Source organism: Paenibacillus sp. IHB B 3415, from assembly GCF_000802655.2.
In the GTDB taxonomy this organism is placed as follows: Bacteria; Bacillota; Bacilli; order Paenibacillales; family Paenibacillaceae; genus Paenibacillus_AQ; species Paenibacillus_AQ phytohabitans.
The window spans coordinates 17,161-34,276 of record NZ_JUEI01000038.1; the positions used below are offsets into that span (position 1 = coordinate 17,161).

The window sequence follows — 17,116 nt, forward strand, 5'->3', positions numbered from 1 at the left end:
GCAGCTGCAGGCAACCCCTTATAATAAAGCCATAACCCAATAAGAAGGTGTGGAACTATGGCTTCGGAAACCAGCTCAAAATGGAAAAGTATATGGAAGTACAGGGCCTTGGTCGTGCTGGCATTGCCCGGTGTGCTGCTGATGCTGATCAATAACTACCTGCCCATGTTCGGTATTTTCCTGGCCTTCAAGGACCTGAATTATACGGCAGGAATCTGGGGCAGCAAATGGATCGGACTGGACAACTTCAAGTTTCTGTTTGCTTCGAACGACGCTTGGCTGATCATCAGGAATACCTTACTGTACAACCTTAGCTTCCTGATCATCAATACGATACTCGCAGTGCTGCTGGCGCTTCTCCTTAACGAGGTCAAAAATAAATTCGCCTCCAAGTTCTTTCAGAGCACAGTAATCCTGCCCAATTTCATCTCCATGGTCATTGTCGGCTATATCGTGTATGGATTTCTCAATCCGGAGCTGGGCTTCATCAACAAATTCATTCTGGAGCCCTTCGGGATCGATCCCAGGAACTGGTATGCGGAAGCAGAGCATTGGCCTTATATCCTGACCCTTGTTAACACCTGGAAGGGTGTGGGTTACTCGGCCGTTGTCTATCTGGCAGCCATTGTCGGTATAGACTCTGAATATTATGAAGCGGCCGTCATTGACGGGGCCACACGCTGGAAGCAAATGACGAAAATTACGATTCCGCTGATTGCACCGATCATTATCATCATGACACTGCTGGCGATCGGCCGGATATTTAACGCTGACTTCGGTCTGTTCTATCAGGCAACCATGGCCTCCGGCATGATCAAAGAGACAACGGATGTTATCGATACCTATGTCTACAGGGCATTAATGGTTACCGGTGATACGGGGCTCGCCTCCTCGGCAGGGCTGCTGCAATCGGTAGTTGGTTTTACCCTTGTCATTACCGTCAACCTGGCCGTCCGTAAATTCAGCAAAGAAAATGCTTTGTTCTAGAAGGAGAACATCATGGAGAAAAAACGAACGAATCCCTTGATCCTTATTGTCCTGTCCTTGTTCAGCCTTGCCTGCCTGATCCCGTTCTGGCTTGTATTTATGATCTCGGTTGCTGATGAAGACTGGGTAACTGCGAATGGATACAGCTTCTGGCCCGGCAAATTCAGTCTTGTCGCTTATCAGTATCTGTTTGAAGATGCCGGAAAAATATTGCGGGCTTATGGTGTTTCTGCCTCGGTAACGCTCATAGGAGTCGTCGTCAGTTTGTTTGTGACTTCGGCCATGGCCTATGCATTGTCGCGGAAAGAGTTCCCGCTCAGAGGTGCCCTGAGCTTCTACATCCTGATCACGATGTTGTTCTCGGGCGGCTTGCTGCCCTGGTATCTTGTCTACACCCGGTTCCTGCATGTTCAGGATACGCTGATGGCGCTTATCATTCCGGGTCTGATCGGCGGCTTCAACGTTATCATCATGCGGACCTTCTTCACGAACAGCATCCCGCCTTCCCTGATTGATTCCTCTCAGATCGATGGTGCAGGTGAATTCCGGACATACTTCAGCATTATTCTGCCGCTGTCCTTGCCTGTAATGGCCACAATCGGGTTATTCACCACCGTATCCTACTGGAACGACTGGTTTACAAGCCTGGTCTTCATCCAGAATGAGAAGCTGTTCTCGCTGCAATATCTTTTGACCAAAACCTTAATGAATGCTTCGTTCCTGCAGACAATTGCCAATAAGGCTTACAGTTCAACCGCACAGGTCACAACGCCGCTTGAATCCATCCGGATGGCGATGGCGATGATTGCAATCGGACCGCTGGTGCTGGTATTCCCTTTCCTGCAGAAGTATTTCGTCAAAGGCCTTACCGTAGGCGCTGTGAAAGGCTGATCCCGGTAAAGACCGGATTAGTATAAGCAAGTTCAGAATGATGAGGAAGAATACAGAAGGATTCCAGGGAGGTCTACTATTTATGAAGTGGTTGAAAAAGAGTTCTGTTGTATTGACATCGCTTGTGCTGACTTCAGTTGTAGCAGCCGGCTGCGGCGGGAATAATGGTGCTAATTCACCGGCGGGCAAAGTCCAGCCGGGAGGCGCGGCCAGCTCCGGATTGAAGCCCTACGAAGTTGTAATGGTATTCCCCGATGCGCCGCAAAATGATAATCAGCGGGTACAGGATGCGATGAATGATTATCTGAAGAAGACTTATCCGGAAATGAACATGACGGTCAAGCTGAATCCTATCGACTGGGGTGCCTGGAGTGATAAAACGAACCTGATGATGGCCTCCGGCGACAAAATGGACCTGCTGTTTACAGCGGATTGGCTCGGGTTCCAGCAACAGGTGACCAAAGGGGGCTTGCTGCCGCTGGATGATTTGCTCGCTAAATACGGCCCGGACATCGAAGCTGTAGAGAAGGACTATCACGGGCCGGCTAAACGCGGCGGCAAGCTATACGGTATTCATACCCACCAGGAGCTGGGCGGTGCACAAGGGGTCTACTTGAACAAAGAGCTTGTGGACAAATATAACTTTGATCTGACTGCACTGAAGTCTGGTAAAGTCGAGGATCTGGAGCCTATGCTTCAAACCATCAAGGAGAACGAACCGGGGATTACGCCTTTAGTGGCACCGAGCTTTCCTCTCGAAGCGTACTATTCATCCACGAACCTGGATTCTATTGTGAGTATTGCAGCGATTAACACCGTGGGAACAGCGGCAGATGATTATACAGTCATCAATTCCTACACGACTCCGCGGTATATGGAGCTTGCCAAGCTTACCAACAAATGGTACAAGGCAGGATACATTAACAAGGATGCACTGACACCTGGTCTGGACGCCTGGAAGAAGATTCAAGCGGGTAAAGGCTTCGCCTTTGTCTCTGATATGGATATTATCGCGGATATGGAGATCGGCAAAGCAGCCCTATCACCGAATGGTTCGATTAAAGCGGGCCGTGAGATGCTGCAAATTCCGCTCAATATTGACCGTTTGCAGACAGGGAAAATGACAGCAACCATGTATTCGATTGCAAAAAGCTCTGAAGATCCGGAACGTGCCATGATGCTGCTTAACCTTTTCTATAAGGACAAGGAATTGCTGACCCTCTTCAACTTCGGGATTGAGGGAACCCATTATGTGCTCAAAGACGGACAAATTGCGCTGCCGGAAGGCAAAACTACAGATAATGTCGGCTACTATCACGATATTATGTGGCAGCTCGGCAATCAAATGCTCAACTATACCCGTGTAGGCGAGGATCCGAATAAATACCAGAACTACGAGAAGTTCAACGAACAGGTTTCTTCTAATCCTTCGCGGATCTTTGGATTTGTCTTCGATCCGGAGCCGGTAAAAAATGAATTGATCTCGATCGACAACGCCAACAAAACCTTTGTTGACGGTCTGAAGTCCGGTCAGCTCGATCCGGAAGAGTCTCTTCCTAAAATGCTGGAAAAACAAAAAGCGGCTGGAGCAGACAAAGTACTCGCGGAAGTGCAAAAGCAGCTGGATGCCTGGCTGGCTGAAAACGGCAAGAAATAAGCGGAATGGCTAAGCTCAATCTACATGGAATGGAGTATTCATATGGACAATGGCGTATTGACGCATATAGATATATATCCAGATCAAGCCCAGTACAAGACCGGTCAATCAGGCAGCATTATCATTGAAGTGGAGACCCGGGAGAAAGCGGCTCTGCAGCTGGTTGTCGGCTTCTACAAGCTGGAGCAGCAGATTGCTGAAGAAAGACTTAGCATCAGTACGGAACCAGGCTTGAGACAGAGAATACCTGTTCCCTTGTTCACTGAAGCTACAGAGTGGGCGGGTTATGGGGTCAAGGCTGCAATTATCTGCAATGAAGCTGTAGTGTCAACCGCCTATACCTCATACGATATTGCCGATCATTGGGGCCGGGCGCCGCGGTATGGATTTCTAAGCGATTTCCGGAGTGAAGAATCCGGAGACACCCGTGACGTCGACAGCATGAACAAATTCCACTTGAATGTCATACAGTTCTATGACTGGATGTACCGGCATGATGATCTGGTTCCAAAAGAGGATGAATTTATTGATCCGATGGGCCGGACGATGTCCTATAAGGTGGTTCGTGAAAAAGTCGCAGCCGTACACGATAAAGGGATGGCTGCCATGGCCTATGGAGCGGTATATGCAAGTCTTAAGGACTTCTTGCAGACACGTCCGGAATGGGGACTGTATAATCGCCAGGGAGATCCGTTTCAATTAATAGATCTGTTCTATATTATGGATATTACACCGGGTTCTCCTTGGACCGATCATATTGTTGAACAGTTTCGTCAGGCCGTACAGGCCGGATTCGACGGAATTCATATGGATCAATACGGCTTTCCCAAGAAAGCCGTGCGCCGGATCGCAGGAAAAGAAGAACAGGTCGATTTGGCGGAATGTTATCCGGCACTGATCAACCGGACCCATGCGGCCGTAAAGGAAATCAAGGCAGAGGCCGGGGTTATTTTCAATAATGTGGGTAATTATCCTATAAACAAGACGGCCTCGTCGGATCAGGAGGCGCTTTATATTGAAGTGTGGCCGCCTGTAGTCCGGTTGCGTGAGCTTAAAGGACTGATTGATAATGCGCGTTCACTGGACCCGCACAAGCCGGTGATCCTCTCCGCCTATCTGCCCTCTTTCTATCCGGAAGCCGGACATGACAAGGAATGGGCTGAGAACGGGGCGCTGCTGACGATGGCTTCCATATTCGCCAGCGGGGGATATCACCTCTTGCTGGGTGAGGATCATGGAATGCTGACTATGCCATACTATCCCGATTATGCAGTGATGCGGCCTGAATTTGCCATTGAGGTCAGACGTTACTATGATTTCATCGTGCGTTTTGGAGTGCTGATACATGATGCGCAATTGGAAGATGTGTCTTATACCTATACCGCCGGGGTTAACACCGAGATTACCTTCGAAGGCAATGTGCCTTTTGCACCGAACGGAGATATTGATTCTGTCTGGACGATCATTAAGCGGAAGCCGGGTTATCAGATCCTGCAGCTGATTAATCTTGCCGGGCTTGAGGATGATTATTGGGAGCATGGCAAGAAACAGCGGCCTGAAGCTCAAAATGGTGTGGTTTGCACACTATTAATCGAACAGCCGATTGAATGCATCTACACGGCCAGCCCGGATGATCAGGCCCAGGAAGTGATTGTCCTGGATTACGAGGTGGTTCCGCACGGGCAAGGACTTGCGGCCAGATTCACTTTGCCGTCCCTGAGCATCTGGTCCATGGTTGTAGTTAAATTTAGCTTACAGGAGTGAATGGGTTGAACAATACGAAATGGTGGCAGACCGCTGTAATTTATCAGATATATCCCAGAAGTTATCAAGACAGCGACGGGGATGGAATCGGCGATCTCCGGGGGATTATTAGCAGGCTGGACTATCTGGAGCAGCTTGGCATTACCGCAATCTGGCTTAGTCCCGTATACAAATCACCCAATGACGATAACGGCTATGATATCAGCGATTACCAGGATATTATGACCGAATTCGGAACCATGGATGACATGGATGAATTGATTGAGAATGCCAAGCAGCGCAATATCCGGATTATTATGGACCTGGTCGTCAACCATACATCGGACGAGCACCCATGGTTCATTGAAGCCCGTAAAGGAAGGGATAACCCGTACCGTGACTATTATATCTGGCGTGATCCGGTCAACGGCGGCGTTCCCAACTCCCTGCGTTCAACCTTCAGCGGGTCGGCCTGGGAGCTTGACGAAGCGAGCGGCCAATACTTTCTGCACTTGTTCAGCCGCCGACAGCCGGATCTGAACTGGGAGAACAGCAAGGTCCGTCAAGAGGTATGGGACATGATGAATTTCTGGCTGGATAAGGGTGTTGGCGGATTCCGCATGGATGTCATTGATCTGGTCGGCAAAATTCCTGATCAGGAGATCACAGGAAATGGTCCGAAGCTTCATGAATATCTGCAGGAGATGAACCGGGAGACCTTCGGAGCCCATGATGTTCTGACGGTGGGAGAGACCTGGGGGGCGACTCCGGAAGTAGCCAAGCTCTATTCCAATCCGGACCGCAAGGAGCTGTCGATGGTGTTCCAGTTCGAGCACATCGGTCTGGATCAGCAGGACGGGGGAGAGAAGTGGGATCTGAAGCCCCTGGATGTAAGCGAATTGAAGCAGGTGCTGGCGAAATGGCAGACCGAGCTGGGGAACGAGGGCTGGAACAGTCTGTTCTGGAACAATCATGATTTGCCGAGAATTGTATCGCGCTGGGGCAATGATAAACAGTACCGTGTGCAGAGCGCCAAAATGTTCGCCATTCTTCTGCATTTGATGAAGGGCACGCCTTACATTTATCAGGGCGAGGAGCTCGGAATGACCAATTATCCGATTCAGGATATCAGCGAAGCGCAGGATATTGAGGCCATCAATATGTATCATGAACGGATCGGGCAAGGCTATGCCAAGGAAGCTATCATTCATTCCATTAATGCGAAGGGAAGAGATAACGCCAGGACCCCGATGCAATGGGATGCCACCCGTAACGCAGGATTTACAGCCGGAGAGCCATGGCTGCCTGTACATCCGAATTATAAGGAAATTAATATGGAGGCAAATCTGAAGGACCCGGATTCTGTGTTCCATTGCTACCGTAAGCTGATTGAACTGCGGAAGAACAACCCGATTGTTGTATGGGGTGATTTCGAACTGGTGACCGGCGTGCCGGATCAAGTGTTCATGTACTTCCGCCGCTATGAAGGACAGACCTGGCTGGTGACGGCCAACTTCAGCGGGGAGCCAATCACGCTGGAATTGCCGGAGCTGGGTCAGGCCGGATTCATCATCGGCAACTATTCCAGAGATGATGTGGACTTTAAGCAATTGCAATTACAGCCTTACGAAGCCTTTGCTGTCATACTCGCATAGACACCAAACAAGGATGCCGCCCTTAAGAAAGGGAGGCATCCTTGTTGTCTTTGTTGTCTTGCTGACCTCAGACCGTCAGCTTATTTGCGGTTACGCAGGCGCTCAAGCTCAGCCTCAACCGCGCTATTCAGCGGAGATTCAGGAGCGGCAGCTGCTGCTGCGGCCAGTCCGGATTGCTCAGCGAGGGCTTCCTGCATGGCAATCTTGTCCTCCATCCGTTCGAAGCCGCGGGATGCGCTGCCGGCGTTCAAGACCTGGCCGCGGTATCCACCGGGGGTGCTGGAGGCGTTGGCTTGAGCCGAATGTTTGATTTCAGCAGCTTTGCGGGCGCGTTCCGCCAGCTCTGCTCTTTTGGCTTTGAGGCGTTTATGTTCTTCCTTCACATTCGCCAGTTGAACCTCAAGTGAGGCGAGTGTGGCCTGAGTCTCCTGCAGTCCGGCTGTGCATTCCTGTCCGCTCTCTGTATAGCGCAGTTTAGCCATTACCGCAGCGCGGGCTGCCGGCTCATTGCCTTCGCTCATGGCTTGAACGGCTTCCGCTTCGCTGCGCTCCGCAAGCACCTGATATTCATAGATGCGGCGCTCCAGCACACTGGCAGCGGCTTTGAATTCACGCTGTTTGCTCTCGGCATCGGAGATTTTATCCTCCAGATCCCGCAGATACTGGCCGGTAAGCAGCATCGGATCTTCAAGTTTGTTCAGTCCCTCGTGGATAGCTGCTTTGGTTAACGTAGTGATTCTTTGGAATATACTCATGGTTATGATCTCCTTTAATGTTGGTTTAGTTGGTTTGGTTAGTAGTTGAAGCTGTCATCGAATCCGCCGTAGGATTCCTGAGGGATAATGAGACTGCCGATGATATAGAGAAAAATAACAGTACCGAAGCTGAAAAACGTAGCGGCAACAACAAGCAATCTTACAAGTGTCGTATCAACGTTGAAATAGCGTGCCAGTCCTCCGCATAAACCTGTGAGCTTCTTGTCTGTTACGGAGCGGGTTAATTTTTTTGTCATAGTGATATCTTCCTCTCTTATATGGTGATCGCCCGTTCGCGGCGTGTTCACTGCGTTGTCTATGTATGTATTGTACGAATTAATCCCGCGCAGCAAAACAGCCTGCAGACTGTTCTTTGTTCCCGACCTTAGTCGGGGATGCTGACCGCAATAGGACGGGGAGAGGCCGGGAAAACACGGATTAATCCAGGAAAAACACGGACTCTTTACACAAAGAGGTCTTGTTGTTCATCCGGGGATAACACTGGAGGATTACACTCTAATCTAGAGCATATCCAAACATACGGGAGGACTGGCCTCATGGGAATTCACAAGTATTTTCGCTCACTGAATGAACTGGAACGCATTATCCGCTGTCCGGGCAAATTCAAATTCGAGGAGCACAGCGTAGCGGCCCATTCCTGGAAGGTCGTACAATACGCCAAAACACTGGCAGATATTGAAGAGAAACACGGTGCGGTGATCGACTGGAAGAAGCTGTACGAGATTACGAGCAGCCATGATTACGGAGAGATTTTTATCGGGGACATCAAAACTCCGGTGAAGCACTCCTCACTCCAGCTAAGGTCGCTGATTCAGCAGGTTGAGGAGGGCATGATCGACAACTTCATCAAGGAGCATATCCCGGATGAGTTCAAAAGCATCTTCTACCATCAGCTGCGCGAGGGCAAGGACGAGTCGATTGAAGGCTTGATTCTGGAGGTTGCCGACAAGATGGATCAGGTATATGAAGCTTTTGCCGAGCTGCAAAGAGGGAACACGGAGAAGGAATTTGTGGTGATGTACCGCAATGCCCTGATCAAGATCAAGAACATTGAGCTGAGATGTGTGGATTACTTCCTGGCAGAAATCCTGCCGGATATGGTGAATGAAGAAACACTGTCATCCATTGATATTAAAAGAATTACGGAAGAGGCGCTGGCTCTGTAGATGAGCTGTGGCTCTTTTTTCTTATACATAAATGGTTATGTGCCCGGCTGGACGCTGCTTTATATTTGGGTCATGGTATTGTAAGATAAAAGGGTGTTATTTTAAATTTAAACTATACAGCTTAATTGACGGAGAAGGAGGTTCAACTTTGATTCAGAGCAGCTCTTCAAAAATTAACGAATCCCTATTAAATGTACTCAATGTAAGGCACAGAGCGATAGCCGAGAATATAGCCAATGCAGACACCCCCAACTACAAGAAGAAAACCGTTGAGTTCCAGGAGGAACTCAGACGCGCTATCCAGAATGACACTCAGGATGACCTGGAAATAAAGCAGACCCATCACAAACATCTGCAGATCAAGGATGCTGATGCCCCCTTAATCCCTTACCGCATTATTACGAACAACCATACGGCGATGAATAATAACGGCAATAATGTGGACATGGATATGGAGATGGCGAATCTTGCGGAAAATCAGCTAATGTACAATTACTTGGCCGATCGGGTAAGCGGTCATTATTCCAAGATAAGAACGCTCATGCAGGATCTTAAATAATTGTTACTTCAAAAAAGAGTCAGCTGCGCGAGATGCGGTTGTGCTCTTTTTTTGCTTTTCCAGAGAACACTTACTCCAACCATCGCCGCCCCCCAATAATAGATTGTATAACGCTCCTGCTGTTTAGATACAACCCGCAGTATTCTCTCGATTATCTTGTATGAAAAAGACAGCAATAACGCAATAACGCATGATTCCAGCAACAGCATAAGTGGTTACCCTCCGGTAGTAGTGAAAGTGTGTTCAGAACTCCTTCTGATTCTTACAGCTCTGCAGTTTGAAATCTATTACATTTATTACAAAAATGAAGGAGATGAATGTTACGGCAGGAAGACCGGCCGGAATGCTATGGTTAAGGAAAAATAAGGGTGGTGTAGTAGTTGCTGTATTTGAATCTTGTGCCGTTCTCCGTTACGGTCGCCTGGTTTAGTGTTTTAATGCTAATTGTGTGTGTCGTAGATTTCCTTCAGAGTGGCTCCCTTGTTCAGCTCCCGGCAATCAGCGGCAGAGAGCGGATTAAAGGTATAATGGCTGAACTTCTCATTTTTGCAGGAATTAACGGGTTACTCTTGTATGTACTTCATCCGATGAGTAATCAACTGCTAATCTCTCTGACTGCTGCGGGGCTACTCGTGACGTATTTCCTGACCTCCGGAATGCATAAGCAGCGCTGGCCTAACCGCCCCGTAATCCTGCTGATTCATCTGCTGCTTGGAGTCTTATTCTATCTGCTGTTCGGCATGCTGCTGATGGGTAAGCTCATTGTTACCTACAACCTAAATATGACGAATCAGTTCGATATTCTCTATTTCGTCTACGGGCAGGACCGGGCGGTGGTCTACGCGCTGCTGCTGATTGTGGTTGTTCTCTATTTCGTGATCGGCAAACTGCTCATGCGGCCGTTCTACTCCTGGTATGCGCTGAGCCGCTACAAGGCTTCCAAGGTGAGTATTAAGCTGACGGGCGGAGAAATCATAACCGGGGTACATCTTTTGCGGGATAGTGACAGACAATTTCTGCTTGTTAGCGATAGCTTGAATCCGCTGGAGGCTGTCAAGACTTACAAGATCAACCGGGAGAAAATAGAGTACATGGAGAAAGACGGCAGTGAAGGTTGACTCAATCTACTAACATAAAGTGGCCCCCCCACTTTGCTGTGGTCATATCTGTTTATAAGCGAGTGCTGGATTACAATGGAATTACAGAGAAGGGAAAGAACAGAAGGGAGAAAATAATTATCGATTTTATAACATTATATGGAAAAATAACTTGACAGGCATATGATACAATTTATTTATAGGTGATTATTATCAAATGGCCTGGGAGCAGCAGATGAACTGAAATGGCCGGGTTTCCGGTCAATACTGGAGGACTACTATTGCATCAATATATAACGGTAAGCGGAGCAAGAGAAAATAACCTGAAGAATATCAGCCTTAACATTCCGCGTAATCAGTTAGTAGTGTTCACCGGAGTGAGCGGCTCGGGTAAATCAAGCCTGGCTTTTGATACGCTCTACGCCGAAGGACAGATGCGTTATGTTGAATCTTTGTCATCCTACGCCCGGCAATTCCTGGGACTAATGGGCAAGCCGGATGTGGATGCCATTGACGGGCTGTCACCAGCCATCGCCATTGAACAGAAAACCACCTCGAGCAATCCGCGTTCCACCGTAGGAACAGTAACAGAGATTTATGACTATTTACGGTTGTTATGGTCTAAGATCGGAATCCCGCATTGCCCGTCCTGCGGGCGGATCATTCAGCGGCAATCCGTGGACCAGATTGTAGAGCAGATTGCGGGGCTGCCGGAAGGAACCAAATATGAGGTGTTGGCGCCCATGGTCCGGAACAAAAAAGGCGGGCATCAGCATATATTCGAGCAGGCTAAGCTGGGCGGATATGTCCGTGTCCGGGTGAACGGTGCGGTCCATCATGTAACAGACCCCATTTCCCTGGACAAGAATAAAAAGCACTCCATCGAAATTGTTATCGACCGGCTGATCGTGAAAGACATTGATGTTCAGCGGCTGGCCGATTCTCTGGAGCATGCTTTTGCCCTGTCAGGGGATTTGGTGATCATTCACCAGAGTGCCAGCGGTGAAGAGGTAACGTATTCGCAGAGTTACGCCTGCCCGCATTGTGAAGTGTCTTTGCCGGAGCTATCCCCCCGCATGTTCTCTTTCAATAACCATGAAGGGGCTTGCCCGGCTTGTACAGGTCTGGGTTCACATCTGAAGGTGGATCCGGATAAAATCATGCCGGATACCAGCCGCTCCATCCAATCCGGCGGGATTATCGCGAACGGCTGGAATAATGTAAAGACCAACTCTTTTTGCAAAATGTACTATGAGGCCTTGGGTAAAAAGTACAGCTTCGACTTCAGCACACCACTGCAGGAGCTGCCGCCAGAGGCCATGAACGCGCTGCTGTACGGGACTAACGGCGAGAAGCTTGAAGTGCACCATCCCAGTGATGCGCTCCGGAAATATGTCAAAGAAGCCTTCGAAGGTATTGTCAACAACCTGGAGCGGCGTTACCGGGAAACTCCATCCGAAGCGATGAAGAAGGAACTGGAGGAATACATGTCCGTTCTGCCTTGCCCCCATTGTCACGGTGACCGTCTGTCGCCTGTTGTGCTTGGTGTGAAGATCGGCGGTAAAAGCATTGCAGAGTTCTGCCATTTACCGGTGGAGGCTGCAGCAGACTTTATTGCCGGTCTTAGCCTGACTGCTGCGAATTCGGAGATTGCCGGTACCATCCTGCAGGAGATTGATGCCCGGTTCCGGTTCCTGAATAATGTCGGACTAAATTATCTGACGCTCTCGAGAGCTGCCGGAACGTTATCGGGCGGTGAAAGTCAGCGCATCCGTCTAGCCACACAGCTCGGTTCCGGTCTTATGGGTGTCCTCTATATTCTTGACGAGCCGTCGATCGGCCTGCATCAACGGGATAATGACCGACTGCTGCTGGCTCTGAAGAAGATGCGCGACCTCGGCAATACGCTAATTGTAGTGGAGCATGATGAAGATACGATCCGCCAGGCGGACTGGATTGTCGATATAGGTCCAAATGCCGGAATACACGGCGGAGAGGTTGTAGCGCAGGGTTCCCTTGCAGATATACTGGCCGAATCCCGCTCGATCACCGGCCAGTACCTGTCCCGCAGTAAACAAATATCCGTCCCGGAAGAGCGGCGGAGCGGAAACGGCAAACATCTGACCATTACCCGAGCTGCCGCCAACAATCTGAAGGGGATCACGGTGTCTATTCCCTTAGGCACGTTAACCTGTGTGACCGGGGTTTCCGGCTCAGGTAAATCCAGTCTGGTCAACGAAATCCTGTACAAGAAGCTGGCTTCTACACTGAACCGGGCTCATACTATTCCCGGAGAGCACCAGAGTATCGATGGGATAGAGCATCTCGACAAAGTTATTAATATTGATCAGAAGCCGATCGGGCGAACTCCGCGTTCCAATCCGGCCACCTATACCGGAGTATTCGATAATATCCGCACACTGTTCTCGCTGACGAATGAGGCCAAGGTTCGTGCCTACGGCCCGGGGCGGTTCTCCTTCAATATCAAGGGCGGCCGGTGTGAAGCCTGTGCGGGGGACGGACTGATCAAGGTGGAGATGCATTTTCTGCCGGATGTGTATGTGCAGTGCAGCATCTGCAGAGGACGGAGATACAGCCGGGAGACGCTTGAGGTGCATTATAAAGGTAAAAGCATCGCGGATGTGCTGGACTTGACCGCTCAGGAAGGTGTCCAGTTCTTTGGTAATATTCCGAAGATCCGTAAAAAGCTTGAGGCTCTTTGCATCGTTGGCCTCGGTTATATCAAGCTTGGCCAATCCTCCACAACCTTGTCAGGCGGGGAGGCGCAGCGGGTGAAGCTGGCGGCAGAGCTGCTTAAGCCTGCTACCGGCTCCACGCTATATGTGATGGATGAGCCGACGACTGGACTGCATTTTGCCGATGTGCACCAGTTAATTGATGTACTGCATTCCCTGACCGATGCCGGCAACACCGTAGTGGTCATTGAACATAATCTGGAGCTGATCAAGAATGCTGATTACATTATTGATCTCGGCCCGGAGGGCGGCGCGGACGGGGGAGAGATCGTCTGTACAGGAACTCCTGAAGAGGTTGCGGTGCATGAGAAGAGCTATACGGGCAAATATCTGAACAAAGAGATGGGGAGAAGATGAACTTAATCCAGATGCAGGTTGAGCATAGCAAATATGGAGCGGGAACTGTCGTAGGTCATGTGGAAGAGCGGATTATCATTGATTTCTCCGGAGATACGGGCGAGAAAAGCTTCTTGTACCCGGAGGCTTTTGAGCAGCATCTGCGCATTCTTGATCCGGTGCTGCAGGCTCAGATTGGCAAGGAAGTGCAGTTGAAAGCTGCGCAGCGGGCAGCAGATCAACTCCTGCAGGAACAGCAGCGGGAGGCAGAGCATGCAAGACTTGCTGAAGAGAAGCTTCGAATAAAAAATGACAAGAGCAAATCGCGGCGGAAGGCTAAAAGCGTTCTATAATAGAGACGGAACATAATTTTAATAAGCATCGGCGGTCTTTTCCGGGGAGTTCTCTGGTGAGGGCCGCCAAGTTTTTTGTACACAATAAATACTATATACCGGAGGGTTAACCCATGTATCAATATAAAGACCGCGAATTTACCCATGTCCATTTTGACGGGCAGGATTTGCGTTATGGTGAGCTGATTAGCTGCACTTTTGAGAAATGCACCTTTATGAACACTTCTATGGAGGAGATCGATACCAGCTACTGCCGGTTCATTGAATGCGACTTTAAGGGTGTCAGCCTGAATTCCTCGATTCATAACGAGTCTGCGTTTGAGAATTGCAAGTTTAACGGTGCGAATCTCTTCGTCTCCAAATTTATCTCCTGCAAAATGACCGGCTCGGACTTCTCTGGCGCCCAGGTGGACGGCATTACGATTGACGGGGGAGACTGGTCGTACACGAATCTGCGGCATGCCAATCTGAGCAAGCAGGACCTGCGCGGAGTGCGCTTCTTCGAGGCTGACCTTACCGATACCGATCTGACGAAGGCGGATCTAAGGGACTGCAATCTGGAGCGGGTATCACTGAGCCGGGCCAAGCTTGCAGGGGCCGACCTGCGGGGGGCGAACCTGGAGGGGGTTGACCTGAAGGCGCTGGATGTGAAAGGCGCGCGGATGGATCTGGAACAGGCTGCTCTGTTTATGCGTTCCTATGGTGCGAAGGTGGATTGAACCTTGGACAGCAATTTTGTGCTATTTGTGATTCAATTTTACGGTGGAAACAGACAGTAATAGCCAATACAATGATTCTGTATCCACAATAAAATACAATTCATTCACAAATGGAGGTCACATAACTTATGAATCATTGGGAATTTGCCCCTACACCGCCAATGGGCTGGAACAGCTGGGATTGCTATGGTGCTTCGGTGACGGAGGCAGAGGTACGGGGGAATGCTGAATACATGGCCCGCAACCTGAAGGAGCATGGCTGGGAATATATAGTGGTTGATATTCAGTGGTATGAGCCCGGGGCCGTGTCAGACCAGTATCGTCCTTTTGTCCGGCTGGAGACAGACGCATATTCCCGGCTGATTCCTGCGGTGAACCGTTTTCCTTCGGCAGAAGGCGGTCTTGGGTTTAAACCGCTTGCTGATTATGTACATAGTCTTGGCCTGAAGTTCGGGATTCATATTATGCGCGGTATTCCCCGTCAGGCGGTTCACGACAATACACCAATCAAGGGAACGGCGGTAACTGCGCGTGATATCGCGCATACCTGTTCCTTCTGCGGCTGGAATACGGATATGTATGGTGTGGATGCTTCCAAGGAAGGTGCCCAGGAATATTACAATTCTTTGTTCGAGCTGTACGCGTCATGGGATGTCGATTACATCAAGGTGGATGATATCGCAGATTCCTGGCTGCATGGCGGCCCCCATCTGGCTGAGATCGAGCTGATCCGCAAAGCCATTGACCATACCCGCCGCAGCATTGTACTTAGCCTGTCGCCGGGACCAGCACCTGTGAAGCATGCTGACTTCTTGGAGAACCACGCGAATGTATGGAGAATGACGGATGATTTCTGGGACCGCTGGCCGCTCCTGCTGGATATGTTCGACCGCTGTTCCACTTGGGAAGGCCGGCCTAAACCCGGCTGCTGGCCGGATTGTGATATGCTGCCGCTTGGGCGTATCGGAATACGCGGTGTACAGTATGACCGCTGGACCAACTTCACGAAGGACGAGCAAGTAACGATGATGACATTATGGACCCTCTTCCGTTCCCCGCTCATGTTCGGCGGTGAGATGCGCGATAACGATGAATGGACGCTGTCTCTTCTGACGAACCAGGATGTGCTGAACATGCACCGTCACAGTTATGGCGCCCGGCAGATCAGCCGTCGCGGCGATCAGATTGTGTGGTTAGCCGAAGGTCCTGAAGGCGAGCGGTTCGTAGCTTTGTTCAACACAGGCGAGCTACTGGCGGAAGTGTCTGTATCTATTGCCGATCTGGGAATGGGCAGCGGGGTTAAGGCCAAGGAGCTGTGGACCGGGAAGCAAACCGGCCTGTTTGCAGATACACTGAGTGCAGCCATTCCGCCCCATGGAGCAGCGTTGTTCAGAGTTGCGGCTGAGTAAGCTTATATAGATAAAGAGTTCACATTACGAAGAGACGCAGCAGGGTGCTGGTCTCTTTTTTGGCGTGACCGGGTTAGAGAAAATAGGAGAATCCTTAAGTCAGCTGACATTGCAGAAAGTGTATAATTATATAAACATAGAATCTGCTAGGAAGGGCGGGGAGAGTCAGGATGGAACGGGAGATATTTAAGTTCAGCTGGACGGGCAGTGACGAGATGCATCTCGATAATCCGGTAACAGTTACATATAAGAGTACGGTGATCGGCCGTTACGGCGGGAACACAACAGCAGGTGCTGATAAGAATGAGGATGGTGCCTACGTATTAAATGAACCAGGCGGCAGCTGGGAATTCGTCATGCTCCTGGATGCCCATAATACTGCAGAAAGCGCGGAACTGATGATCCGCACAATCGACAGTGGAGCTGGTGAAATCATCAGACTTCTCTCGCTGCCGGTACATCAGGCGTTTCATGCGCTGGAGGAATTTCTGTTGTCTATTTTCAAGTCAGAGGATTTCATAAGGAAGTGCAGGCAGGTTACAGGGGAGACCGCGTGTCTGATTAGCGTGCGTATGGAGAATTACATCTGGTGGTTCTCTGTAGGAGATAATTCGCTGTATCTGCTTCATCCGGATCTGGCCGCCCGCGGGCAATATGTTTTGAACCAGCGCAATTACTATGAATGGATCGGATTCGTGAACACCTTCGACCAGCCGGTTGCCTGCTATTCTTCAGGAATCCGTGAGCTGCGGCAGGGCCATAACGTGATCGTGATGACTACGGACGGTATTTTGGAGGTTGGAGCAAGAGTACTTGAGGACCCGGACAGGCTTTATGTTGCTTTTACAGGTGAAGAGGATCTGGAGAAGTGTGTACAAGATGTATTGACAGATGTGCATCAGCAGTTAGGCCGGGACAGCGCTACAGTTGTTGCCTGGAGTTATGATAGTGGCAGGAATGGTGCGCTGCCTAGTGATTAGCTGTAAATTATGAAGGTGAATTTTATATTGAG

At 49.9% G+C, this 17,116-nt stretch carries 15 protein-coding genes; 13 read left to right on the top strand and 2 right to left on the bottom strand.

The window, feature by feature from the left end; genetic code table 11:
• Positions 1 to 57 precede the first annotated feature (57 nt).
• The 5 genes from QW71_RS17495 to QW71_RS17515 all read left to right on the top strand — a co-directional run bounded on the left by QW71_RS17495 (position 58) and on the right by QW71_RS17515 (position 6,933).
• Complete coding sequence (locus QW71_RS17495) at positions 58 to 987, top strand: sugar ABC transporter permease (RefSeq protein WP_039301144.1); 930 nt, start codon at positions 58 to 60, stop codon at positions 985 to 987.
• Between the two features lie 12 nt (positions 988 to 999).
• A complete protein-coding gene (locus QW71_RS17500) occupies positions 1,000 to 1,878 on the top strand; it encodes a carbohydrate ABC transporter permease (protein ID WP_039301146.1) in 879 nt (292 codons plus the stop codon).
• An 82-nt stretch (positions 1,879 to 1,960) separates the two neighbouring features.
• Positions 1,961 to 3,535, top strand: coding sequence for an ABC transporter substrate-binding protein (locus tag QW71_RS17505; protein ID WP_039301148.1), 1,575 nt, complete (start codon positions 1,961 to 1,963; stop codon positions 3,533 to 3,535).
• A gap of 42 nt (positions 3,536 to 3,577) precedes the next feature.
• A complete protein-coding gene (locus QW71_RS17510) occupies positions 3,578 to 5,299 on the top strand; it encodes a glycoside hydrolase family 66 protein (RefSeq protein ID WP_052770067.1) in 1,722 nt (573 codons plus the stop codon).
• A gap of 5 nt (positions 5,300 to 5,304) precedes the next feature.
• Positions 5,305 to 6,933, top strand: coding sequence for an alpha-glucosidase (locus QW71_RS17515; RefSeq protein ID WP_047013825.1), 1,629 nt, complete (start codon positions 5,305 to 5,307; stop codon positions 6,931 to 6,933).
• Between the two features lie 80 nt (positions 6,934 to 7,013).
• On the opposite strand, the gene QW71_RS17520 is transcribed toward QW71_RS17515, so the two are convergent.
• Positions 7,014 to 7,688, bottom strand: coding sequence for a PspA/IM30 family protein (locus QW71_RS17520; RefSeq protein ID WP_039301152.1), 675 nt, complete (start codon positions 7,686 to 7,688; stop codon positions 7,014 to 7,016).
• Between the two features lie 38 nt (positions 7,689 to 7,726).
• Positions 7,727 to 7,945 carry a PspC domain-containing protein gene (locus QW71_RS17525; RefSeq protein WP_039301154.1) on the bottom strand — a complete coding sequence of 73 codons (219 nt, stop codon included), beginning with the start codon at positions 7,943 to 7,945 and terminating at the stop codon, positions 7,727 to 7,729.
• A gap of 300 nt (positions 7,946 to 8,245) precedes the next feature.
• Here QW71_RS17525 and QW71_RS17530 point away from each other — a divergent pair, with 300 nt between their 5' ends.
• The 8 genes from QW71_RS17530 to QW71_RS17570 all read left to right on the top strand — a co-directional run bounded on the left by QW71_RS17530 (position 8,246) and on the right by QW71_RS17570 (position 17,084).
• Positions 8,246 to 8,875, top strand: coding sequence for a YfbR-like 5'-deoxynucleotidase (locus tag QW71_RS17530; protein ID WP_039301156.1), 630 nt, complete (start codon positions 8,246 to 8,248; stop codon positions 8,873 to 8,875).
• Positions 8,876 to 9,023: 148 nt separating this feature from the next.
• Positions 9,024 to 9,434, top strand: coding sequence for a flagellar basal body rod protein FlgB (flgB, locus tag QW71_RS17535; protein WP_039301158.1), 411 nt, complete (start codon positions 9,024 to 9,026; stop codon positions 9,432 to 9,434).
• Positions 9,435 to 9,814: 380 nt separating this feature from the next.
• Positions 9,815 to 10,552 carry a hypothetical protein gene (locus tag QW71_RS17545; RefSeq protein ID WP_039301162.1) on the top strand — a complete coding sequence of 246 codons (738 nt, stop codon included), beginning with the start codon at positions 9,815 to 9,817 and terminating at the stop codon, positions 10,550 to 10,552.
• A 224-nt stretch (positions 10,553 to 10,776) separates the two neighbouring features.
• Positions 10,777 to 13,644, top strand: coding sequence for an excinuclease ABC subunit UvrA (gene uvrA / locus QW71_RS17550; protein ID WP_047013826.1), 2,868 nt, complete (start codon positions 10,777 to 10,779; stop codon positions 13,642 to 13,644).
• A complete protein-coding gene (locus QW71_RS37160) occupies positions 13,641 to 13,976 on the top strand; it encodes a hypothetical protein (RefSeq protein ID WP_047013827.1) in 336 nt (111 codons plus the stop codon). The genes uvrA and QW71_RS37160 overlap by 4 nt, the downstream gene beginning before the upstream one ends.
• Positions 13,977 to 14,089: 113 nt before the next feature.
• On the top strand, positions 14,090 to 14,695 hold the full coding sequence (locus QW71_RS17560) for a pentapeptide repeat-containing protein (RefSeq protein ID WP_039301165.1): 606 nt from the start codon (positions 14,090 to 14,092) through the stop codon (positions 14,693 to 14,695).
• Positions 14,696 to 14,823: 128 nt separating this feature from the next.
• The gene (locus QW71_RS17565; RefSeq protein WP_039301166.1) at positions 14,824 to 16,104 is read left to right on the top strand and encodes a glycoside hydrolase family 27 protein; all 1,281 of its coding nucleotides are present in this window, start codon (positions 14,824 to 14,826) and stop codon (positions 16,102 to 16,104) included.
• A gap of 170 nt (positions 16,105 to 16,274) precedes the next feature.
• Entirely contained in the window at positions 16,275 to 17,084 is an 810-nt protein-coding gene (locus QW71_RS17570) for a protein phosphatase 2C domain-containing protein (protein WP_039301168.1), read from the top strand.
• The last annotated feature ends 32 nt before the right edge of the window (positions 17,085 to 17,116 follow it).